Raw genomic sequence first — 20,582 nt, forward strand, 5'->3', positions numbered from 1 at the left:
CGAAACGCCGGCACGCCGAGGAGCCCATGACAATAAAACTCATCCTTGCATCGTCGAGCCCCTTTCGACGGGCACTGATGGAAAATGCCGGACTGTCCTTCGAGGCACACGCTGCCCGGATCGATGAAAGGGCAGTGGAAGCCCCGATGGAAAATGCCGGAGCCGAGCCAGATGCGGTCGCACTCGTCCTGGCCAAGGCCAAAGCCGAGGAGGTCAGTAGCCGTTTTCCCGACAGCCTGGTCATCGGCTCTGATCAGACGATGTCGCTCGGTGAGCGAGTCTTCCACAAGCCGAAGGACATGGCCGAGGCTGCAAACCATCTTGTGACTCTTTCGGGGGCAACCCATCGATTGAACAGCGCCGTTGCGATCGTCCGCGATGGCGTGGTCGTGTGGGAACATCTTGCCCATGCGGAGTTGACGATGCGGGCGTTGACCGCGGATTTCATTGCCGGGCATCTCGCACGGGTCGGCGAACGAGCGCTTTCCAGCGTCGGCGCCTATCAATTGGAAGGGGAGGGCATTCAGCTGTTCGAGAAAATCGAAGGCGACTATTTCACGATTCTCGGTCTGCCGATGCTGCCGCTTCTGAAAGAACTGCGAGATCTCGGGGCAATCGATGGATGATTCACGTGAAACACTCGGGCCGAAGGCGTTTGTCACCGGCTTTCCCATCAAGCATTCGCGCTCGCCTCTGATCCATGGATACTGGCTGAAGACGCTCGGCCTGCCGGGCAGCTATCGCGCCCATGAGGTGGCGCCGGATGCTTTTGCGGATTTCATTGCCTCGCTCAAGGACGGCCGTTCCGGTTTTGTCGGCGGCAATGTCACCATCCCTCACAAGGAAATGGCGTTTCGACTTGCCGATCGGCCCGATCAGCTGTCGCGCGAGCTCGGCGCTTCCAACACCCTCTGGCTGGAAGACGGGCTCCTGCACGCGACCAATACCGATGGTCGTGGCTTCACCGCCAATCTCGACGAACGCCACCCCAGTTGGGATCGGCATGATACCGCCGTCGTCTTCGGCGCCGGCGGCGCCAGCCGTGCGATCATCCAGGCGGTTCGCGATCGCGGCTTCAAGGAGATCCATGTTGTCAACCGCACCGTCGAACGCGCACGCGAACTGGCCGATCGCTTCGGACCCAGAATTCGCGCTCACCCGGTCGGGGCGCTTGGCGAAGTCATGAGTGGTGCTGGCCTTTTCATCAATACCACCTCGCTCGGCATGGACGGCGAGGCTGCGCCGCAACTTGATTTTACGACCCTTGCAGCAGATGCCGTCGTCACCGATATCGTCTATGTCCCGTTGAAGACGCCCATCCTGACGCAGGCGGAGGAGCAGGGCTTTTCCATCGTCGACGGTCTCGGCATGCTGCTGCATCAGGCGGTGCCTGGCTTCGAGAAATGGTTCGGAAAGCGCCCGGTGGTCGATGCGGCGCTCCGCGCGCTCATCGTCGCAGATATGGAAGCACATTGAGATGTTGAGGATTGGCCTCACCGGCTCCATCGGCATGGGAAAATCGACGGCGGGAAAACTTTTCGCCGATGCCGGAATTCCGTTGAACGACTCCGATGCCGTGGTTCACGACCTCTATGCCGGCGAGGCAGCGCCATTGGTGGATGCCGCCTTCCCAGGCACGATGAAGGATGGAGCGGTCGACCGGCATGAACTCGGCCGCCAGCTCGCCCTCGATCCCGACGGTTTCAAACGCCTGGAATCGATCGTTCACCCGCTGGTCCGCAAACGCGAAGAGGAATTTCTGGCCCGGCAGCGCGCTGCCGGCGCCGAGATGGTTCTGCTCGATATTCCCTTGCTCTTCGAAACTGGCGCCTGGGAAAGAGTGGATGTCATCGTCGTCGTCAGCACCGATCCACAGATTCAGCGTCAGAGGGTGCTTGCGCGAGAAGACATGACCGAGGAAAAATTCGACATGATTCTTTCCCGCCAGACGCCGGACGCGGAAAAGCGACGCCGTGCCGATTATCTGATCGATACCAGTCACAGCATTGCTGAGACGAGGGAACGAGTGCTCGAAATCATCGCCGAGCTGAAATTGCGGATTGCCAAGGGAGATTTCCGGAATGCGTGAGATCATTTTCGATACGGAAACCACCGGCCTCGACAACCGGACGGACCGCATCATCGAAATCGGCGGCATCGAACTCTTCAACCATTTCCCAACCGGCAACACGATCCATATCTTCATCAATCCAGGAGACCAAAAGGTCCACCCGGATGCACTTGCGGTGCATGGAATCACCGATGAATTCCTGAAGGACAAGCAGCCTTTCGCGGAGGTGGCCGAAAAGATCCTCACCTTTTTCGGTGACGCGAAGTGGATTGCTCATAACGCCACCTTCGACATGGGCTTCATCAACGCCGAATTCGCACGCATCGGCTTGCCGCCGATTCTGCCGGAACGAGTGGTCGATACCCTCTCGATGGCGCGGCGCAAACATCCGATGGGGCCGAATTCGCTCGACGCGCTCTGCCGACGTTACGGCATCGATAATTCGCACCGTACCAAACACGGCGCGTTGCTCGACTCCGAACTGCTTGCCGAGGTCTATATCGAGATGATCGGCGGCAGGCAGGCAGCCCTCGGCCTCGGCATGTCAGGTCAATCCGGCCAGGGGGCTCGCGGCGAAACGGCGAGCGACGACGATGCGGTGATGCCAGCGGTGCTTCAGCGCCCGCGCCCGCTCGCGCCCCGCATCAGCCAGACCGAAGCGCAGGCGCACGAGGCGCTGGTCGCCAAGCTCGGCGAAAAAGGCATCTGGGCGAAATACGCCAATCCCAATTGAGTTACCTCCAATTGAAAATGCCCGGGACTTGCCCGGGCATCCGTATTTCAAACCTGAAAGATTCGATCAGTTCGGAACGGCTTGAACCTTGGCGCGGGCCTGTTCTTCGGCAACACGCTGAGCGAACATCTGCGTGAAGTCGATCGGGTCGATCATTAGCGGCGGGAAACCGCCGTTGCGGGTAACGTCGGCGATAATCTGACGGGCGAACGGGAAGAGCATGCGCGGGCACTCGATGAAGAGGACCGGCAGCATGTGCTCCTGCGGGAAACCGGCAACGCGGAAGACGCCGCCATAGACGAGCTCAGTATGGAAGACCGTCTTGTCGCCGTCCTTGGCTTCGGCATTCAGCGACAGCACGACGTCGAAATCGGTATCGGAAAGCGGATTGGCGTTGACGTTCACATTGATGTTGATCGTCGGCGCCTTGTCGCGGGCCTGCAGCGAACGCGGCGCGCCCGGATTTTCGAAGGAGAGGTCCTTGGTGTATTGCGCAAGGATCGAAAGAGTGGGGCTGGTCGCACCGTTGTTGTTATCGTCTGCCATTGGCTTTTCCTCAAAGGGCATGGAATGGTGCCGCCATCTACCATTTCAGCCAAGGGGTTACAACCCTGGGCGCTGGGCGCGGCTGATCCGCCGCAGAGCCTTAATCGCCGAGATGTTTGCCGGACCAGGGCGAGTTGGGGTTCGGCTCCCTATGATAATCCTCCTCGTCGAGATCGACCACCTTCGAATTCGGTTTGCGGTCGCGGAAGTCGCCTTGCGGGCCGCGAGAAGAGCCGCCTTCCGCATTGACGACGACGAAGCGCTTGGCGATCACCCGCCAGAGGAGGTCGCGCACCGGTGGAATGAGAATGAGGATCGCGACGATATCGGAGAGGAAGCCGGGAATGATCAGAAGCAGCGAAGCGATGACCTTCATTGCCGGCTGCAGCAGCTCGCGGCCCGGCATCACGCCATTTCGTCCCTCGGCCGACATGCGCCGCAGGATGCCGATGCCCTGCTGGCGCAGCAGGATCACGCCGATGACGAAGCTCGCCATGACCAGCGCAAGCGTCAGCGCCAAGCCGATCGCCCTCCCGACGACGACGAAACCGGCAATTTCGGCGAGTGGCAGCAGCAGGACGAAAGCTGGCAGAATCGAAAAACGCATCGTCGTCATTTCCCCGGGCTTTGCCGGTCTCCTCTCTGGCGGGCGAAGATGCCAGCCATCATTTGAATCATCTGTATAGGCGGACTATATGGGAGTACAAATCAGAGATGTTAACGGCGGTTGCGATACGATATGAGTTCGAACGACTTCATCACTTTATTCTTCCTGGTGGCGGCGGTGCTGATTTTCTTTCAGCTTCGCTCCGTCCTCGGACGCCGCACGGGAAATGAGAAGCCGCCACGCGATCTCTATACGCCGCGGGATGCGGCTCCGGCCGAAGCTGCCGATGCCGGCAAGGTCGTGACGCTGCCCCGGCGCGACTCGACGGCCGAGGATGAGGATCGCTTCTCCGCCATCGATGCCGTCGCTGCACCCGGAACCCCGCTCAACGAATCGCTGCGCGCGCTGAACAAGGCCGATTCCTCGTTCAATCCCAAGGAATTTCTGAACGGTGCTCGTATGGCTTACGAGATGATCGTCATGGCCTATGCCGATGGCGATCGGAAAACGTTGAAGAACCTTTTGTCCCGCGAAGTCTATGACGGGTTCGAAGCGGCCATCGGCGAGCGCGAAACTCGCGGGGAGAAGGTGAAGTCCACCTTCGTCGGCATCGAAAAAGCCGAAATCACTCACGCGGAAACGAAGGGCAGCGAGGCCCAGATCACCGTTCGTATCGCCAGCCAGCTGATATCGGCCACCTATGACAAGGCAGACGCGCTGATTGAGGGCGACGCCGAGAATGTCGCCGAGGTCAACGATCTCTGGACCTTCGCCCGCGACACCCGCTCGCGTGACCCGAACTGGAAACTTGTGGCGACCGAATCGGAACATGAGTGATCAGGCATCGGGCTTCGTCCTGCAGGCTCTAAGTTTCGACACTTTGGAAGGCTGGAAGGATGACGATCCCTCCGGCCTTTTTGAAGTCATGCGAAACTGCCGGCGGCAGATCACCGATGTCAAACCCTATCGTACGGGCTCGCTCGGTCTGAGTTCGGAAGACCTGCTTCCGCTGTTGGCCGCCGCCGAAGATTTCACTCCCTCGTCGCCGGCATCGGCGCGCGCCTTTTTCGAGACGCACTGTCGGCCCTTTCTGATCCGTCGAAAGGATGGAAATCCGGGCTTCGTTACCGCCTTCTACGAACCGGAGATCGAGGTGTCGGAAGAGCCGGATGAGATTTTCCGGTTTCCTTTCTACCGCCGTCCCGACGATCTGATCGATCTCAATGACGCCAATCGTCCCGCCGAGCTCGACGGGAGCTATGCCTTCGGCCGTCTGCATCAAGGTCGCATCAGCGCTTATCCGGATCGCCGCGCGATCGATGAGGGTTTTCTTGACGGTCGCGGCCTCGAAATCGCCTGGGCGAAATCAAAGATCGATGTCTTCTTCGTGCATGTCCAGGGCGCCGCGCGCCTCCGCTACAGGGATGGCCGCATCGGCCGCATCACCTATGCGGCGAAGGCTGGCCATGCTTTCTCAGCGATCGGCAAATTGCTGATCGAGCGCGGGGAAATCGACCGGGCCGAGATTTCGATGCAGTCGATCCGCGCCTGGCTGGCACGCAATCCCGAGCGCGTGGACGAGGTGCTGTGGCACAATCGCTCCTATATTTTCTTCAGGGAAACGCCCTCGCGGGCTATCAGCCTGCGAACCGCCGATTCTGAAGCCGGCCCAGTCGCGGCCGCCAAGGTACCGCTTCTCGCCGGCCGCTCGCTCGCGGTCGACCGGTTGATCCATACCTTCGGCTTTCCTTTCTTCATCCGTGCCGAGAGCCTTACCCATCTCGATCACGGCCGGCCCTTCCGTCGGCTGATGCTGGCGCTCGATACCGGCTCGGCGATCGTCGGCCCGGCGCGTGGCGATATCTTCACCGGCTCGGGGGACGCGGCGGGAGAAAGCGCCGGCACCGTCCGCAACGATGCCGATTTCGTCATCCTCATTCCCAACGCCGCCGCCGGACAATTCGACTGATGGCCAGGGATCGCAAGCTCAGCGCGGATGAGAGGATACTCTGGGGCAAGGTGGCCCGCAGCACGCGGCCGATGCCCGGCAAAGCCGGTGAGCTCAGCGAACTCGATGCCTTTCTCGTCGAGACCGAAGCGACAGCCGAACGGGAGAAAGCCGAAAAGCAGATGCCTGCCCTGTCCGCGCCGGAACAGCCGGCAGCACCCTCGGCGTCGAAACGGCCGGGTGGAATGCATCAGCCGCTGGAACGGCCGGTCAAGCGCAAGATCGCCAAGGGCCGGCTCGCGCTCGAGGCGCGCATCGACCTGCACGGGCTGGTGCAGAGCGAAGCCCATGTCATCCTTCTCGATTTCCTGATCCGCGCCCACGAGCGCGGCATGCGCCATGTGCTCGTCATAACGGGCAAGGGCAGTTCGATGGGCAGCGAGGGGGCCTTGAAACGAGCCGTGCCCCTCTGGTTCTCGAAGCCGGAATTCCGCTACTTGATCTCCTCCTATGAGCCGGCCGCGCATCACCATGGCGGTGAGGGCGCGCTCTATATCCGCCTGTCCCGGCGGCATGGGGAAAGGCCATGACACCCTTCGGAGAGGCGGTCCGCAGGTTGAGAGCCCGCAAGGGCGTCTCGCAGAAGGAGATGGCGCAGGCGCTGAATGTCTCGCCCGCCTATCTTTCGGCGCTCGAACATGGAAAGCGCGGCCTGCCGACATTCGACCTGCTGCAGCGCATCGCCGGCTATTTCAACATCATCTGGGACGAGGCCGAGGAACTGTTCCTGCTTGCCCGCTCATCCGACCCGCGCGTCGTCATCGATACGTCAGGCCTGCCGCCGGAATATACCGAATTCGCCAACCGGCTGGCCCGCCAGATTCGCAGCCTTGACGGCGCCGAGATCGCCCGGTTATCCGCTCTTCTCGAAAATGGCGCCAAAGGCGACGGAAAAGCGTCATAATCCCCTGTTTTATGCCTTGTTCAGGGGACTTGCCATTGGGAACTCACGTCAAAAAACCTATATACGAAAGTGAAGAAAGCCGGTGATTCGCAAGGACCGCCGCCGCTTCACGACAACAGGGAAAATCTCGACAGAATGAGCGATACATCCGCGACGGAAAACGGCGTAAGCACCGAATATGGCGCAGATTCCATCAAGGTCCTGAAGGGCCTCGATGCCGTGCGCAAGCGCCCCGGCATGTATATCGGCGACACTGACGACGGCTCCGGCCTTCACCACATGGTCTACGAAGTCGTCGACAACGCGATCGACGAAGCGCTCGCCGGCCATGCCGACATCGTCACCGTCACTCTCAATCCGGATGGTTCGGTCACGGTCACCGATAACGGCCGCGGCATCCCGACGGACATCCATACCGGCGAAGGGGTATCGGCGGCAGAAGTCATCATGACGCAGCTCCATGCCGGCGGTAAGTTTGACCAGAATTCCTACAAGGTCTCCGGCGGTCTGCATGGCGTCGGCGTTTCCGTCGTCAATGCGCTTTCCGTCTGGCTGAAGCTGAAGATCCGCCGCCATGGCAAGATCCATGAGATGAGCTTCACCCATGGTGTGGCTGACGCTCCCCTGAAGGTCACGGGCGATGCCCCTGACGTAACCGGCACGGAAGTGAGCTTCATGCCGAGCAGCGAAACCTTCACCATGACGGAGTTCGACTATGGCACGCTGGAGCATCGCCTGCGCGAGCTCGCCTTCCTGAACTCCGGCGTGCGCATCCTTCTGAGCGACAAGCGCCACTCGGATATCAAGCAGGAAGAGATGCGTTACGATGGCGGCCTCGAGGCTTTCGTTTCCTATCTCGACCGGGCCAAGAAGCCGCTCGTCGACAAGCCGGTCGCCATCCGCGGCGAAAAGGATGGCATCACGGTCGAAGTGGCGATGTGGTGGAACGACAGCTACCACGAGAACGTGCTCTGCTTTACCAACAACATTCCCCAGCGCGACGGCGGCACTCATATGGCTGGCTTCCGCGCGGCTCTGACGCGCCAGGTGGTTTCCTACGCCGACAATTCCGGCATCACCAAGAAGGAAAAGGTGACGCTGCAGGGTGAGGATTGCCGCGAAGGCCTGACGGCGGTGCTGTCGGTCAAGGTGCCTGATCCGAAATTCTCCTCGCAGACAAAGGATAAGCTCGTTTCCTCGGAAGTCCGTCCCGTTGTCGAAAGCCTCGTCAACGAGGCGCTGAGCACCTGGTTCGAAGAACATCCGAGTGAAGCCAAGATCCTGGTCGGCAAGGTCGTCGAGGCGGCCGCTGCGCGCGAAGCGGCCCGCAAGGCGCGCGAATTGACCCGCCGAAAGGGTGCGCTCGATATCGCTTCGCTGCCCGGCAAGCTTGCCGACTGTTCCGAACGCGATCCGGCCAAGTCCGAAGTTTTCCTGGTCGAGGGTGATTCCGCCGGCGGCTCGGCCAAGCAAGGCCGTTCGCGCGAAAACCAGGCAATCCTGCCTCTGCGCGGCAAGATCCTGAACGTCGAGCGCGCCCGTTTCGACAAGATGCTGTCGAGCCAGGAAATCGGCACGCTGATCACCGCACTCGGCACCGGCATTGGCAAGGACGAGTTCAACGCGGAAAAGCTGCGTTATCACAAGATCATCATCATGACGGATGCCGACGTCGACGGCGCGCATATCCGCACCCTACTGCTCACCTTCTTCTTCCGGCAGATGCCGGAGCTGATCGAGCGGGGCCATCTCTACATCGCCCAGCCGCCGCTCTATAAGGTTGCGCGCGGCAAGTCGGTGCAATATCTGAAGGACGAGAAGGCGCTCGAGGAATATCTCATCGCCCAGGGCCTTGAGGACGCAGCGTTGAAGCTTGGCAGCGGCGAGGTCCGCACCGGCCAGGATCTGCGCGAGGTCATCCTCGATGCGCTGCGCATGCGCGCGCTGCTCGACAATCTCCATTCACGCTACAACCGCGCCGTCGTCGAGCAGGCGGCGATTGCCGGCGCCCTCAACGCCGAACTCGTCAGCGATCAGGCAAGGGCGCTGACGCTGACGAACGAAGTGGCCGGACGCCTTGACATCATCGCCGAGGAGACCGAGCGAGGGTGGCAGGGCGACCTGACGAGCGAGGGTGGCTTGCGTCTCGAGCGCATGGTACGCGGCGTCAAGGAAATCGTCGTTCTCGACATGGCGCTGATCGGTTCTTCGGATGCCCGGCATATCGACCAGCTGACATCGCGACTCAAGGAAATCTATCAGACGCCGCCGTCGCTGCACCGACGCGAAGGCGATATCGAGATTTCAGGCCCGCGCGCCCTGCTCGACGCGATCTTCGCCAGCGGCCGCAAGGGCCTCAGCATGCAGCGCTACAAAGGCCTTGGCGAAATGAATGCCGAGCAGCTCTGGGAAACGACCCTCGATCCGAATGTGCGCTCGCTGCTGCAGGTCAAGGTCGCCGACGCCACCGATGCCGACGGCCTCTTCGCCCGCCTGATGGGTGATGAAGTCGAGCCCCGGCGCGAATTCATCCAGGACAACGCGCTCAGCGTCGCCAATCTCGATATTTGACCGGTATCTCTCCCAAAAAAGCCCCGCCATCCTGGGATGGCGGGGCTTTCGCTTGTTCTGACCTCACTCAGTTCGCGACGAAACGGCCGTTGAAGGCGAGTTCGGAGAGCGGCTTGCGTTGGCTCGGGAATTCGCGCGCCTGGTAGCGTTCGGAAAGGACGCTTTTGTCGGCGAGGCGGCCGACGGCAACGCCGGCCTCGACACGGTACCCCTCCGGAATGCCGAATGTCTTGCTGATTTCCTCATGTTTGATGCCGCCCATGCCATGGGCATAGAAACCGGAAAGACGCGCCTGGAGCGCCAGATAGCCCCAGGCCGCACCGGCATCGAAGGAATGGGTGTAGCTCGGCTTTTCCTCGCCGGAACCGGCAGCGCCGGTGAAGGCGCGCGACACGACGAAGATCAGCGCGGATGCGTTCTTTGCCCATTCCTGGTTGGCATCGACGAGCAATGCGACGAATTTCTCCCAATGCTCCGCGCCCTTGAGGGCATAGATGAAGCGCCAGGGCTGTTGATTGGAGGAGGAGGGCGCCCAGTGGGCGGCGTCGAGCAGGCTGAGCAGTTGTGCTTCCTCGATGGTTTCGCCGGTGAAGGCGCGCGGCGACCAGCGGTCGAGAAACATCGGATCAATCGAATATTCGGATTCGCGGTTATTGCTCTTCGTCATGCTTGTTCCAGAGGTTGAGATATAAAAATCGTTGAGGCTAGTCCGTCCAGACGATGTCGAGTTCCTCGCGGAAGGCGAAACGCTTCAGATGATCGTCGATGACGCCTTGCATTCTTGCCTGCTGCGCGGGATCGGCAACGGAAAGCGTCATGGTCAGCGCCGCGCCGTCGGCGGTAAATGTCACCTCGGCCGCTTCGCTGAACGGCACTCGACCCTTGTGCGGATCGAAATCGACGCTGAACTTGTGGCTCCAATGTTTGCAGAGCTGCTGTAGATAGCGGCTTGCATGTTCGGTGCGCACGACGGCCTTGGAGAGGTGCATGTCGAACTCCATTTCATCTTGGACTGCAGCGCAGTCATATTTCCTGCTTCGCAGTCTTGGCAAGCGCAGCGTCGTCGCATTTCAAGTGTACAGACTGTCGCCATAAAAGCGGCCTCACGCGCGCGTCGAAGCAGGCTAATGAACTGCCTCGATAAAGCGATCGGAGAGTTGCGCATGCTGGTGAATGGAAAATGGACGGAAGACTGGCAGCCCGTTCAGGCAAAGGATGAAAAGGGCGGCTTCGTCAGGCAGGTCTCCAGATTTCGCAACTGGGTGACGCCGGATGGCGGGGCCGGGCCGACGGGTGAGGGCGGCTATGAAGCCAGCCCCGGCCGCTACCATCTCTATGTCGCCTATATCTGCCCCTGGGCCTCGCGAACCCTGATCGGCCTCAAGCTCAAGGGCCTGGAAGATGTCATTTCCGTCTCGGTCGTCGAACCGGTGCTGACGAAGCAGGGCTGGCGCTTCGGCGACTATCCGGGAGCAACGCCGGATCACGTCAACGGCGCTGTCTACATGCATGAAATCTATACACGCGCAGCATCGGATTTCACCGGCCGCGCCACCGTGCCGGTTCTCTGGGACAAGCAAAGGCAGACCATCGTCAACAACGAATCCGCCGATATTTTGCGGATGCTTAACAGCGGCTTCGGCGCGCTGGCCAAAAATCCGATCGATCTTTATCCCATGGAAAGGCGCGCCGAGATCGATGCTTTCAACGAGCGCATCTACCCAGCTCTCAACAATGGGGTCTATCGCGCCGGTTTCGCCACCACACAGATCGCTTATGAGGAAGCCTTCGCTGATGTCTTCTCCTGCCTCGATTGGCTCCAGCCGCAGCTTGAAGGTCGGCCTTTCCTCTTTGCCGATCATCCCACGGAAAGCGATATCCGGCTTTTCGTCACGCTCGTGCGTTTCGATGCCGCCTATCACGGCATCTTCAAATGCAATCTGCGCCGCCTTTCGGATTATGCCGCGTTGCGCGCCTTTTGCCGCCGCATGCTGGATTGGCCGGGCATCGCCGAAACGGTGAATCTCGACCACATCAGGCGCGGATACTATTCGATCGAAAGCCTCAACCCCACGAAAATCGTGCCTGCCGGGCCGATTCTCTCGGAAATTTTCTAGAAGGCCGTCCGCTTCTCGACAAAGCCGTAATGACACCGATGAATAATTCGTTCATAGGTGGCTGCAAATCCGTTTTCGATGAGGAGGCATTCCATGAAGCTGATGCGTGTTGGCGAAGCAGGCCGTGAAAAACCGGCGCTTCTCGATTCCGAGGGCAAGATCCGCGATCTTTCCGGTCACGTCGCCGATATCGGCGGCGAGGCGATCTCGCCGGCGGGCCTTGCGCGGATAGCGGCGATCGATCCGAAGAGCCTTCCGGAACTCGCTCCTGGTCGCATCGGCGCCTGCGTGGCCGGCACCGGCAAATTCATCTGCATCGGCCTCAATTTCTCCGATCATGCAGCCGAAACCGGCGCCACCGTGCCGCCCGAGCCGGTGATCTTCATGAAGGCGACGTCGGCGATCGTTGGTCCGAACGACACCGTGCTCATCCCGCGCGGCTCGGAAAAGACTGATTGGGAAGTCGAACTCGGCGTCGTCATCGGCAAGACGGCGAAATATGTCAGCGAAGCCGACGCACTCGACTACGTTGCCGGTTACTGCGTGTCGCACGACGTATCCGAGCGTGCCTTCCAGACGGAGCGCGCCGGCCAGTGGACCAAGGGCAAGTCCTGCGATACCTTCGGGCCGATCGGTCCTTGGCTTGTGACGAAGGATGAGATCGCCGATCCGCAGAACCTCGGCATGTGGCTGAAGGTCAACGGTCAGACGATGCAGAACGGCTCGTCGAGAACCATGGTCTATGGGGTCGCTCACATCGTTTCCTACCTCAGCCAGTTCATGTCCCTCCATCCCGGCGACGTCATCTCGACCGGAACGCCTCCCGGCGTCGGCATGGGCATGAAACCGCCGCGTTATCTCAGGGATGGCGACGTTGTCGAACTCGGCATCGAAGGTCTTGGCAGCCAGAAGCAGAGCTTCGTCGCTGATCGTTAACGACGCTACCTCAGCCGAACCTTAAGCTTTCGGTTCTATGGTGATGCCAGAGATCAACACTCTGGCATTTCTTGTTCAGGTCCGGCACGTCCATGTTGCTGTGCAACAAAAACCTGTTAGTCTGCGTTGTGGGCCAGCGTGCGGAAAGATTCGATGTCTATCAATCGACGTCATCTTTTCGATAGAGAAAGGTGGCGCCGTTTATGTTCTATCAGCTTTATGAATTGAATCATGCCGCCATGGCGCCGTTTCGCGCCGCGGCAGACATCATGCGATTTGCCTATGCCAATCCGCTGAACCCATTCTCCCAGACCCCTTTTGGCCGGACGATGGCGGCAAGTCTCGAAATGTTCGAGCGCACGACACGCCGCTACGGAAAGCCGGAATTCGGATTAAAGCACACGACGATCGGCGATCAGACGGTTTCCGTCCGTGAAGAGATCGTCTGGTCGCGATCCTTCTGCAACCTCTTGCATTTCGCGCGAAACGTTCCGCCCGGCCGCGCCAGCGACCCTCGTATCCTGATCGTCGCGCCGATGTCCGGCCACTATGCGACGCTGCTGCGCGGTACGGTCGAGGCGCTGCTGCCGAGCGCCGATGTCTACATCACCGACTGGATCGACGCCCGCATGGTGCCGATGACCGAAGGCACCTTCGATTTCGACGATTATGTCGATTACGTTATCGAGATGCTGCATTTCCTCGGCCATGACACCCATGTCATCGCCGTCTGTCAGCCTTCTGTTCCGGTGCTGGCGGCCGCTGCCGTGATGGAAGAAGCCAATGATCCGCTGTCGCCCTCGTCGATGACGTTGATGGGCGGCCCGATCGACACGCGCATCAATCCGACGGCGGTCAACAAGCTTGCTCAGGAACGCTCGCTGCAGTGGTTCTCCGACAATGTCGTCATGAACGTGCCCTGGCCGCAGCCGGGCTTCATGCGCCCGGTCTATCCGGGCTTCCTGCAGCTTTCGGGCTTCATGTCGATGAACCTGGACCGCCACCTTGTCGCCCACAAGGAATTCTTCATGCATCTCGTGAAGAACGACGGCGAGCCGGAAAAACATCGCGACTTCTACGACGAATATCTCGCCGTCATGGATCTGACCGCCGAATTCTATCTGCAGACGGTGGAGCAGGTCTTCATGAAGCACTCCCTGCCGAAGGGCGAATTGATGCACCGCGGCAAACGGGTCGACCCGGGGGCGATCCGCAAGGTGGCGCTTCTGACCGTCGAAGGCGAGAACGATGACATCTCGGGCGTCGGCCAGACCAAGGCGGCGCAGACCATCTGTGTGAACATTCCCGAAGATATGCGCCTGCACTATCTCCAGCCGGATGTCGGTCATTACGGCGTTTTCAACGGCTCGCGTTTCCGCCGTGAGATCGCGCCGCGCATCGTCAACTTTGTCCGCCAGCATTCCCGTTCCGTCGTCAAGCCGACGATCCCGCGCGTCATCAAGGGCGGTCGAACCGCCTGAGTAAGCGACAGCTGAATTAGAAAAACGGATTCAAGGCCTTGTCCGATTTCGTGGGCAATCGTCTTGAAGGCGCCTATTGCGGTAACCACATCGATTTCAGCGTTCGGCATCTTGCCGGGCGCGGAAAGCAAGGATACCCGCACGATGAACCAGTCAGCATTGCTTCGACCGGATTGGACTCCGGCTACCATTGCCCTGATGATTCTCGGCTTCATGGTTTTCTGGCCTCTGGGTCTGGCCATGCTTGCCTACATCATCTTCGGCGAGCGTCTGCGCGGCTTCAAGCGCGACGTCAACCAGGCGACCGATGGCTTCTTTGCCTCTTGCCGCCGCCCGCATGGCCGTCATCGCCCGCATTTCTCGACCGGCAACGTCGCCTTCGACGATTGGCGCAAGGCCGAGCTCGACCGGATCGAGGAAGAGCGCCGCAAACTCGATGAAATGCGCGAGGAATTTGACGACTATTTGCGCGAACTCCGCCGCGCCAAGGATCAGGAAGAGTTCGACCGCTTCATGCGTGACCGCAAGAATGCCAAGCGCGACGACAATGGCGGCCCAGTCGCGGAATTTCAGACGCCCTGAAGGCTCAAGCAATGAATTGATGACCGGCATCCCACCGATGCCGGTTTTTCCATGTCTGGCCGCCGGGCAAATCGTTTAGATTCTGCGGCGAATCGTATAGAAAACACCCATGTTTCCGCTTCTGAAGACACGGCCAAAGGCGCGAAAGCCGGCTCCGCCCGAAATGCGGACGCTCGATGTCGCCGGCCGGCTCATGCCTCTGACCATCAAACAGCACGATCAGGCGACCCGCATCACGCTGCGCATCGAGCCGGGCGGGCGGGCTTTGAAGATGACGGTGCCGAGAGGTCTTGCGGCGCGCGAGGTCAATGCCTTCCTCGATCGGCACCAGGGATGGCTGCTCACCAGGCTTGCCAAGTTCTCGACCGATAGCGGATTGCGCGACGGCGGCAAGATTCTCCTGCGCGGCGTTTCCCATCGCATCGAGCACACCGGCAGCCTGCGCGGCTTGACGGAAGTAGTCACCGTGGACGGCAGCCCTGTGGTGCGCGTCAGCGGCATGCCGGAACATGTCGGACGGCGCATCGCCGCCTTCCTCAAGAAGGAAGCGCGCGCCGATCTCGAGCGACTGGCGGCGATGCATGCTGCAACAATCCGGGCGCCGATCCGCTCGATTTCGATGAAGGATACCCGCAGCCGGTGGGGTTCCTGCTCATCGGAGGGAAACTTGAGCTTTTCCTGGCGCATCGTCATGGCGCCGCCTTCGGTGATCGATTACCTCGCCGCTCATGAAGTCGCCCATCTTAAGGAGATGAATCACGGACCCCGCTTCTGGGCGCTTTGCAAGAAGCTTTGCCCCGGCATGGAGGAAGCGAAATCCTGGCTGAAGCGGCACGGCAGCCAATTGCACGCCATTGATTTCGATTAGATGAGCGTCCCCTAAATGCAGCGTTCCACGCAAATTGGCTCGACTCTTGCTGCATTTCGTGTCACTTCGCTGCCATGAAACCCGATATCAAGATCTGTGGCTTGAAGACGCCCGAAGCGATCGATCGTGCGCTGAAACGCGGCGCGACCCATATCGGTTTTATCTTCTTCGAAAAGAGCCCGCGTTACGTCGAACCGGATATTGCGGCAAAACTTGCCGAACCCGCCCGCGGCAAGGCGAAGATCGTCGCCGTCGTCGTTGATCCCACCAATGACGACCTGGACGAGATCGTATCGCTGTTGAAGCCGGATATTCTGCAGCTTCACGGCAACGAAAGCCCCGAACATGTGCTGACGATCAAGGCGCTCTATGGCCTGCCGGTCATGAAAGTCTTTTCCGTGCGCACGGCCGACGATCTGAAGCGCGTCGAAGCCTATATCGGCATCGCCGACCGTTTCCTCTTCGACGCGAAAGCGCCGAAGGGTTCGGAACTGCCCGGCGGCAACGGGATTTCCTTCGACTGGAGTCTTTTGAGCTGGCTCGACGGCAGCATCGACTACATGCTTTCCGGCGGGCTGAATAAGGACAATGTCGCGGACGCGCTATTGATCACCAAAGCGCCTGGTATTGACGTCTCTTCGGGCGTCGAAAGCGCGCCCGGCGTGAAGAGCGTCGCGATGATCGATGAATTTTTCGATGCGGTCGAAAAGGCGGATGCGCCTGCCATGGCCTCAGGGAGTTGAGAGTGAACGAAACGCCTAAACCGAATTCCTTCCGTTCCGGACCCGATGAAGATGGCCGTTTCGGCATCTACGGCGGTCGTTTCGTTGCCGAAACGTTGATGCCGCTGATCCTCGATCTGCAGGACGAATGGAACAGGGCAAAGAGCGATCCGGCATTCCAGGCGGAATTGAAACATCTCGGCGCCCATTATATCGGCCGCCCGAGCCCGCTCTATTTCGCCGAGCGGCTGACGGCCGAGCTTGGCGGCGCGAAGATCTATTTCAAGCGCGAGGAGCTGAACCACACCGGCTCGCACAAGATCAACAACTGCATCGGCCAGATCCTGCTCGCCAAGCGCATGGGCAAGACCCGGATCATCGCCGAAACCGGTGCCGGCCAGCATGGCGTCGCCTCGGCTACCGTTGCCGCTCGCTTCGGCCTTCCCTGCGTCGTCTATATGGGCGCAACCGACGTCGAGCGTCAGGCGCCGAACGTTTTCCGCATGAAGCTGCTCGGCGCGGAAGTGAAGCCGGTAACGGCAGGCAGCGGCACTCTGAAGGACGCCATGAACGAGGCGCTCCGCGACTGGGTCACCAATGTCGAGGATACCTATTATCTAATCGGAACGGCGGCTGGCCCGCATCCCTATCCGGAAATGGTCCGTGATTTCCAGTCGGTGATCGGTACGGAAGCGAAAGAACAGATGCTGGCCGCCGAAGGCCGTCTTCCCGATCTCGTTGTCGCTGCCGTTGGCGGTGGCTCGAATGCGATCGGCATCTTCCACCCCTTCCTTGACGATTCTTCGGTGAAGATCGTCGGCGTCGAAGCCGGTGGCAAGGGACTGCAGGGTGACGAACATTGCGCTTCGATCACTGCCGGAACACCCGGTGTGCTGCATGGCAACCGCACCTACCTGCTGCAGGATGGTGATGGCCAGATCAAGGAAGGTCATTCGATTTCGGCCGGCCTCGATTATCCCGGCATCGGCCCCGAACATTCCTGGCTGAGCGATATCGGCCGCGTCGATTACGTGCCGATCATGGATCATGAAGCGCTCGAGGCCTTCCAGACCCTGACCCGTCTCGAAGGCATCATCCCGGCGCTCGAGGCTGCGCATGCGATCGCCGAGGTCATCAAGCGCGCCCCGAAGATGGGCAAGGACGAGATCATTTTGATGAACCTCTCCGGCCGCGGCGACAAGGATATCTTCACCGTCGGCAAGATTCTGGGAATGGGACTGTAAGACATGACCGCACGCATGGACAAACGCTTTGCCGAGCTGAAGGCCGAGGGCCGTCCGGCGCTTGTGACCTATTTCATGGGCGGCGATCCTGATTACGATACCTCTCTCGGCATCATGAAGGCACTGCCGGAAGCCGGCTCCGACATCATCGAGCTCGGCATGCCCTTTTCCGATCCGATGGCAGATGGCCCGGCGATCCAGCTGGCCGGCCAGCGTGCGCTGAAAGGCGGCCAGACGCTCAAGAAGACGCTGCAGCTGGCGGCCGATTTCCGCAAGGCTGACAATGCGACGCCGATCTTGATGATGGGCTACTACAATCCGATCTACATCTACGGCGTCGAGAAATTCCTCGACGACGCGATCGCCGCCGGCATTGACGGCCTGATCGTCGTCGACCTGCCGCCTGAGATGGATGACGAGCTCTGCATTCCGGCAATCCGCAAAGGTATCAACTTCATCCGCCTGGCGACGCCGACCACGGACGAGAAGCGCCTGCCCGCCGTACTCAAAAACACCTCCGGCTTCGTCTACTACGTGTCGATGAACGGTATTACTGGCTCGGCGCTGCCCGATCCGTCGCTGGTGTCGGGCGCCGTCCAGCGCATCAAACAGCATACGGAGCTGCCGGTCTGTGTCGGCTTCGGCGTCAAGACGGCGGAGCATGCGAAGGTCATCGGCGGTTCGGCCGACGGCGTCGTCGTCGGCACCGCCATCGTCAATCAGGTCGCCACGAGCTTGACGAAAGACGGCAAGGCGACGGCAGACACGGTTCAGGCGGTCGCAACGCTGGTGCGCGGCCTTTCCTCGGGAACACGCTCGGCGCGCCTTGTTGCTGCCGAATAGTTTTCCCACATTGGCGCTATTCAACCAGGAGAATTCGAGTTGAACTGGATCACCAACTACGTTCGCCCGCGGATCAATTCCATGCTGGGCCGTCGCGAAGTGCCGGAGAACCTCTGGATCAAGTGCCCGGAAACGGGTGAGATGGTCTTCCATAAGGATCTGGAATCCAACAAATGGGTCATTCCTGCGTCCGGTTATCACATGAAGATGCCGGCCAAGGCCCGCCTTGCCGATCTTTTCGATAATGGTGAGTACGAATCGCTGCCGCAGCCGAAGGTCGCCCAGGATCCGCTGAAGTTCCGCGACTCGAAGAAGTACATCGATCGTCTGCGCGACAGCCGCCTGAAGACCGAACAAGAGGATACGATCCTCGCCGGCGTCGGAAAGGTGCAAGGTTTGAAGCTCGTTGCCGTCGTGCATGAATTCAACTTCATCGGCGGTTCGCTCGGCATTGCCGCCGGCGAAGCGATCGTCAAGGCTTTCGAGCGCGCGACCTCCGAAAAGTGCCCGCTGGTCATGTTCCCCGCCTCCGGCGGCGCGCGCATGCAGGAAGGCATTCTCTCGCTGATGCAGCTGCCGCGCACGACTGTTGCCGTCGATTTGCTCAAGGAATCCGGCCAGCCTTATGTCGTCGTTCTGACCAATCCGACGACCGGTGGCGTCACGGCCTCCTATGCCATGCTCGGCGATATCCACCTGGCAGAACCCGGCGCCGAAATCGGCTTTGCCGGCAAGCGCGTGATCGAGCAGACGCTGCGTGAAAAGCTGCCGGAAGGCTTCCAGACCTCCGAATACCTGCTGGAACATGGTATGGTCGACATGGTCGTCAAACGTCACGACATCCCGGAGACGCTGGCGCGTCTTCTGAAGATTCTGACGAAGAAGCCCGTTTCTGCGGCAAATGACGTGAATGGCGGCGCTATCGCTCTGGCGGCGAGCGCCTGATAACCGACAAGCAGGCGGGGTGCCGAAATGATACCCAGAGGCCAAACCGCGGTGAGTGAGGCAGCGCAAGAGATCGAAAAACTCATGGGATTGCATCCCAAGGGGTTCGATCTGTCTCTCGATCGCATCACCCGTCTTCTTGATGTGCTCGGCAATCCGCACAGGAAACTGCCGCCGGTGATCCATGTCGCCGGCACCAACGGCAAGGGTTCCGTCACAGCCTTCTGCCGCGCCTTGCTCGAGGCCGGCGGCTACAGCGCCCATGTCCATACCTCGCCGCATCTCGTCAATTGGCACGAACGTTATCGCATCGGCGTGGCGGGCGGACGCGGGCAGCTCGTGGAAGACGCCGTTTTTGCCGAGGCGGTGCGCCGAGTCGCCGAAGCCAATGCCGGGCAGCACATCACCGTCTTCGAAATCCTGACGGCGGTCACCTTTATTCTGTTTTCCGAACATCCGGCCGATGCCGCGATCATCGAAGTTGGTCTCGGCGGCCGCTTCGACGCCACGAATGTCATTTCCGATCCGGCCGTTTCGGTCATCATGCCGATCTCGCTGGATCACCAGCCCTATCTCGGCGACAGGGTCGAGCTGATCGCAGCCGAAAAGGCGGGCATCATGAAGCCGGGGCTGCCCGTCGTCATCGGCCACCAGGAATATGATGCCGCGCTTGACGTGCTGATGTCGACGGCCGAGCGGCTGCATTGCCCGAGCGCCGTCTTCGGGCAGGATTTCATGGCGCATGAGGAATACGGCCGGCTCGTCTATCAAGATGAGTACGGGCTTGCCGACCTGCCGCTGCCGCGCCTTCCCGGCCGTCATCAATATGCCAATGCCGCCGCTGCCATTCGCGCCGTCAAGGCGGCCGGCTTCAATGTCACCGAGACGATGATGGAAAAGGCGATGAATTGCGTGGAATGGCCGGGCCGGCTGCAGCGCCTGAGCGAGGGCCGGCTGATGCAGCATGCGCCCGCCGGCGCCGAGATCTGGGTCGATGGCGGGCATAATCCCGGTGCCGGCGAAGTGATCGCCGAAGCCATGGCCAATTTCGAAGAGCGCCAGCCACGGCCGCTGTTCTTGATCACCGGTATGATCAACACCAAGGATCCGATCGGTTATTTCAAGGCCTTCGCAGGCCTGGTCGAGAAGGTTTTCTGCGTGCCGATCCGTGGCAGCGATGCGGTAATCGACCCGGTGATCCTGTCGAATGCCGCCTATGATGCCGGCCTGGTCGCCGAACCGATGTCGACGGTCGGGGATGCGCTGGAAGCGATAAAATCCGCGCTCGATCCAGAAGCGCTGCCGCCGCGCATTCTGATCGGCGGTTCCCTCTATCTCGTCGGCGATGTGCTTGCCGACAACGGCACGCCTCCGAAGTGAAGCGGGCGAAGTGAAGAAATGTGA

At 60.4% G+C, this 20,582-nt stretch carries 23 protein-coding genes; 19 read left to right on the forward strand and 4 right to left on the reverse strand.

What is annotated here, in order from left to right; genetic code table 11:
• The first annotated feature begins 26 nt into the window (after window positions 1–26).
• The 4 genes from NE852_RS21780 to dnaQ are packed head-to-tail and all read left to right on the forward strand — an operon-like array spanning window position 27 to window position 2,804.
• Window positions 27–626 carry a Maf-like protein gene (locus NE852_RS21780; protein WP_008528714.1) on the forward strand — a complete coding sequence of 200 codons (600 nt, stop codon included), beginning with the start codon at window positions 27–29 and terminating at the stop codon, window positions 624–626.
• Entirely contained in the window at window positions 619–1,476 is an 858-nt protein-coding gene (locus NE852_RS21785) for a shikimate dehydrogenase (protein WP_008528715.1), read from the forward strand. The genes NE852_RS21780 and NE852_RS21785 overlap by 8 nt, the downstream gene beginning before the upstream one ends.
• A 1-nt stretch (window position 1,477) precedes the next feature.
• Window positions 1,478–2,089, forward strand: coding sequence for a dephospho-CoA kinase (coaE, locus tag NE852_RS21790; protein ID WP_008528716.1), 612 nt, complete (start codon window positions 1,478–1,480; stop codon window positions 2,087–2,089).
• Complete coding sequence (dnaQ, locus tag NE852_RS21795; protein ID WP_008528717.1) at window positions 2,082–2,804, forward strand: DNA polymerase III subunit epsilon; 723 nt, start codon at window positions 2,082–2,084, stop codon at window positions 2,802–2,804. The genes coaE and dnaQ overlap by 8 nt, the downstream gene beginning before the upstream one ends.
• A gap of 66 nt (window positions 2,805–2,870) precedes the next feature.
• Here dnaQ and secB read toward each other — a convergent pair whose 3' ends face one another.
• Entirely contained in the window at window positions 2,871–3,350 is a 480-nt protein-coding gene (gene secB / locus NE852_RS21800) for a protein-export chaperone SecB (protein WP_008528719.1), read from the reverse strand.
• 100 nt (window positions 3,351–3,450) lie between these two features.
• Complete coding sequence (locus NE852_RS21805; RefSeq protein WP_037172042.1) at window positions 3,451–3,957, reverse strand: FxsA family protein; 507 nt, start codon at window positions 3,955–3,957, stop codon at window positions 3,451–3,453.
• 132 nt (window positions 3,958–4,089) lie between these two features.
• On the opposite strand from NE852_RS21805, the gene NE852_RS21810 reads away from it, so the two are divergent.
• The 5 genes from NE852_RS21810 to gyrB all read left to right on the forward strand — a co-directional run bounded on the left by NE852_RS21810 (window position 4,090) and on the right by gyrB (window position 9,440).
• The gene (locus NE852_RS21810) at window positions 4,090–4,794 is read left to right on the forward strand and encodes a Tim44/TimA family putative adaptor protein (RefSeq protein WP_008528721.1); all 705 of its coding nucleotides are present in this window, start codon (window positions 4,090–4,092) and stop codon (window positions 4,792–4,794) included.
• A complete protein-coding gene (locus NE852_RS21815; RefSeq protein WP_008528722.1) occupies window positions 4,787–5,926 on the forward strand; it encodes a murein transglycosylase A in 1,140 nt (379 codons plus the stop codon). The genes NE852_RS21810 and NE852_RS21815 overlap by 8 nt, the downstream gene beginning before the upstream one ends.
• The gene (locus NE852_RS21820) at window positions 5,926–6,495 is read left to right on the forward strand and encodes a Smr/MutS family protein (protein ID WP_008528723.1); all 570 of its coding nucleotides are present in this window, start codon (window positions 5,926–5,928) and stop codon (window positions 6,493–6,495) included. The genes NE852_RS21815 and NE852_RS21820 overlap by 1 nt, the downstream gene beginning before the upstream one ends.
• Window positions 6,492–6,869, forward strand: a complete 378-nt coding sequence (locus tag NE852_RS21825) for a helix-turn-helix domain-containing protein (RefSeq protein WP_008528724.1) — start codon at window positions 6,492–6,494, stop codon at window positions 6,867–6,869. Before NE852_RS21820 ends, NE852_RS21825 begins: the two co-directional genes overlap by 4 nt.
• A gap of 135 nt (window positions 6,870–7,004) precedes the next feature.
• On the forward strand, window positions 7,005–9,440 hold the full coding sequence (gene gyrB, locus NE852_RS21830) for a DNA topoisomerase (ATP-hydrolyzing) subunit B (RefSeq protein ID WP_258156086.1): 2,436 nt from the start codon (window positions 7,005–7,007) through the stop codon (window positions 9,438–9,440).
• Between the two features lie 67 nt (window positions 9,441–9,507).
• On the opposite strand, the gene NE852_RS21835 is transcribed toward gyrB, so the two are convergent.
• Window positions 9,508–10,107, reverse strand: coding sequence for a nitroreductase family protein (locus NE852_RS21835; RefSeq protein ID WP_008528730.1), 600 nt, complete (start codon window positions 10,105–10,107; stop codon window positions 9,508–9,510).
• A gap of 37 nt (window positions 10,108–10,144) precedes the next feature.
• Window positions 10,145–10,429 carry a DUF2218 domain-containing protein gene (locus NE852_RS21840; protein WP_037172047.1) on the reverse strand — a complete coding sequence of 95 codons (285 nt, stop codon included), beginning with the start codon at window positions 10,427–10,429 and terminating at the stop codon, window positions 10,145–10,147.
• A 174-nt stretch (window positions 10,430–10,603) separates the two neighbouring features.
• Between NE852_RS21840 and NE852_RS21845 the strand changes: the two genes are divergently transcribed.
• From NE852_RS21845 to NE852_RS21890, 10 genes are all read left to right on the forward strand, one after another.
• Entirely contained in the window at window positions 10,604–11,557 is a 954-nt protein-coding gene (locus NE852_RS21845; protein ID WP_008528733.1) for a glutathione S-transferase family protein, read from the forward strand.
• Between the two features lie 93 nt (window positions 11,558–11,650).
• The gene (locus NE852_RS21850) at window positions 11,651–12,493 is read left to right on the forward strand and encodes a fumarylacetoacetate hydrolase family protein (protein WP_008528734.1); all 843 of its coding nucleotides are present in this window, start codon (window positions 11,651–11,653) and stop codon (window positions 12,491–12,493) included.
• A gap of 203 nt (window positions 12,494–12,696) precedes the next feature.
• Window positions 12,697–13,974: a polyhydroxyalkanoate depolymerase gene (locus tag NE852_RS21855; RefSeq protein ID WP_008528735.1), complete on the forward strand. Its 1,278-nt coding sequence runs from the start codon at window positions 12,697–12,699 to the stop codon at window positions 13,972–13,974.
• A gap of 144 nt (window positions 13,975–14,118) precedes the next feature.
• Entirely contained in the window at window positions 14,119–14,556 is a 438-nt protein-coding gene (locus tag NE852_RS21860) for a DUF2852 domain-containing protein (protein WP_008528736.1), read from the forward strand.
• A 109-nt stretch (window positions 14,557–14,665) separates the two neighbouring features.
• Window positions 14,666–15,424, forward strand: coding sequence for a M48 family metallopeptidase (locus tag NE852_RS21865; protein ID WP_258156087.1), 759 nt, complete (start codon window positions 14,666–14,668; stop codon window positions 15,422–15,424).
• A gap of 74 nt (window positions 15,425–15,498) precedes the next feature.
• Complete coding sequence (locus NE852_RS21870; protein ID WP_008528740.1) at window positions 15,499–16,167, forward strand: phosphoribosylanthranilate isomerase; 669 nt, start codon at window positions 15,499–15,501, stop codon at window positions 16,165–16,167.
• Window positions 16,168–16,169: 2 nt separating this feature from the next.
• Window positions 16,170–17,390 (forward strand): tryptophan synthase subunit beta, encoded by a 1,221-nt coding sequence (trpB, locus tag NE852_RS21875; protein ID WP_258156088.1) that lies wholly within the window; start codon window positions 16,170–16,172, stop codon window positions 17,388–17,390.
• Window positions 17,391–17,393: 3 nt separating this feature from the next.
• On the forward strand, window positions 17,394–18,233 hold the full coding sequence (gene trpA / locus NE852_RS21880) for a tryptophan synthase subunit alpha (RefSeq protein ID WP_008528745.1): 840 nt from the start codon (window positions 17,394–17,396) through the stop codon (window positions 18,231–18,233).
• 39 nt (window positions 18,234–18,272) lie between these two features.
• Entirely contained in the window at window positions 18,273–19,178 is a 906-nt protein-coding gene (gene accD / locus NE852_RS21885) for an acetyl-CoA carboxylase, carboxyltransferase subunit beta (RefSeq protein ID WP_008528746.1), read from the forward strand.
• Between the two features lie 27 nt (window positions 19,179–19,205).
• Window positions 19,206–20,558, forward strand: a complete 1,353-nt coding sequence (locus NE852_RS21890; protein ID WP_258156089.1) for a folylpolyglutamate synthase/dihydrofolate synthase family protein — start codon at window positions 19,206–19,208, stop codon at window positions 20,556–20,558.
• Window positions 20,559–20,582 lie beyond the last annotated feature (24 nt).

The organism is Rhizobium sp. Pop5 (genome assembly GCF_024721175.1).
Classification (GTDB): domain Bacteria; phylum Pseudomonadota; class Alphaproteobacteria; order Rhizobiales; family Rhizobiaceae; genus Rhizobium.

Coding starts and splice junctions, on each gene's coding strand:
- NE852_RS21780 (WP_008528714.1), top strand. CDS start 27: ATGACAATAAAACTCATCCTTGCATCGTCGAGCCCCTTTCGACGGGCA.
- NE852_RS21785 (WP_008528715.1), top strand. CDS start 619: ATGGATGATTCACGTGAAACACTCGGGCCGAAGGCGTTTGTCACCGGC.
- coaE (WP_008528716.1), top strand. CDS start 1,478: ATGTTGAGGATTGGCCTCACCGGCTCCATCGGCATGGGAAAATCGACG.
- dnaQ (WP_008528717.1), top strand. CDS start 2,082: ATGCGTGAGATCATTTTCGATACGGAAACCACCGGCCTCGACAACCGG.
- secB (WP_008528719.1), bottom strand. CDS start 3,350: ATGGCAGACGATAACAACAACGGTGCGACCAGCCCCACTCTTTCGATC.
- NE852_RS21805 (WP_037172042.1), bottom strand. CDS start 3,957: ATGCGTTTTTCGATTCTGCCAGCTTTCGTCCTGCTGCTGCCACTCGCC.
- NE852_RS21810 (WP_008528721.1), top strand. CDS start 4,090: ATGAGTTCGAACGACTTCATCACTTTATTCTTCCTGGTGGCGGCGGTG.
- NE852_RS21815 (WP_008528722.1), top strand. CDS start 4,787: ATGAGTGATCAGGCATCGGGCTTCGTCCTGCAGGCTCTAAGTTTCGAC.
- NE852_RS21820 (WP_008528723.1), top strand. CDS start 5,926: ATGGCCAGGGATCGCAAGCTCAGCGCGGATGAGAGGATACTCTGGGGC.
- NE852_RS21825 (WP_008528724.1), top strand. CDS start 6,492: ATGACACCCTTCGGAGAGGCGGTCCGCAGGTTGAGAGCCCGCAAGGGC.
- gyrB (WP_258156086.1), top strand. CDS start 7,005: ATGAGCGATACATCCGCGACGGAAAACGGCGTAAGCACCGAATATGGC.
- NE852_RS21835 (WP_008528730.1), bottom strand. CDS start 10,107: ATGACGAAGAGCAATAACCGCGAATCCGAATATTCGATTGATCCGATG.
- NE852_RS21840 (WP_037172047.1), bottom strand. CDS start 10,429: ATGCACCTCTCCAAGGCCGTCGTGCGCACCGAACATGCAAGCCGCTAT.
- NE852_RS21845 (WP_008528733.1), top strand. CDS start 10,604: ATGCTGGTGAATGGAAAATGGACGGAAGACTGGCAGCCCGTTCAGGCA.
- NE852_RS21850 (WP_008528734.1), top strand. CDS start 11,651: ATGAAGCTGATGCGTGTTGGCGAAGCAGGCCGTGAAAAACCGGCGCTT.
- NE852_RS21855 (WP_008528735.1), top strand. CDS start 12,697: ATGTTCTATCAGCTTTATGAATTGAATCATGCCGCCATGGCGCCGTTT.
- NE852_RS21860 (WP_008528736.1), top strand. CDS start 14,119: ATGAACCAGTCAGCATTGCTTCGACCGGATTGGACTCCGGCTACCATT.
- NE852_RS21865 (WP_258156087.1), top strand. CDS start 14,666: ATGTTTCCGCTTCTGAAGACACGGCCAAAGGCGCGAAAGCCGGCTCCG.
- NE852_RS21870 (WP_008528740.1), top strand. CDS start 15,499: ATGAAACCCGATATCAAGATCTGTGGCTTGAAGACGCCCGAAGCGATC.
- trpA (WP_008528745.1), top strand. CDS start 17,394: ATGACCGCACGCATGGACAAACGCTTTGCCGAGCTGAAGGCCGAGGGC.
- NE852_RS21890 (WP_258156089.1), top strand. CDS start 19,206: ATGATACCCAGAGGCCAAACCGCGGTGAGTGAGGCAGCGCAAGAGATC.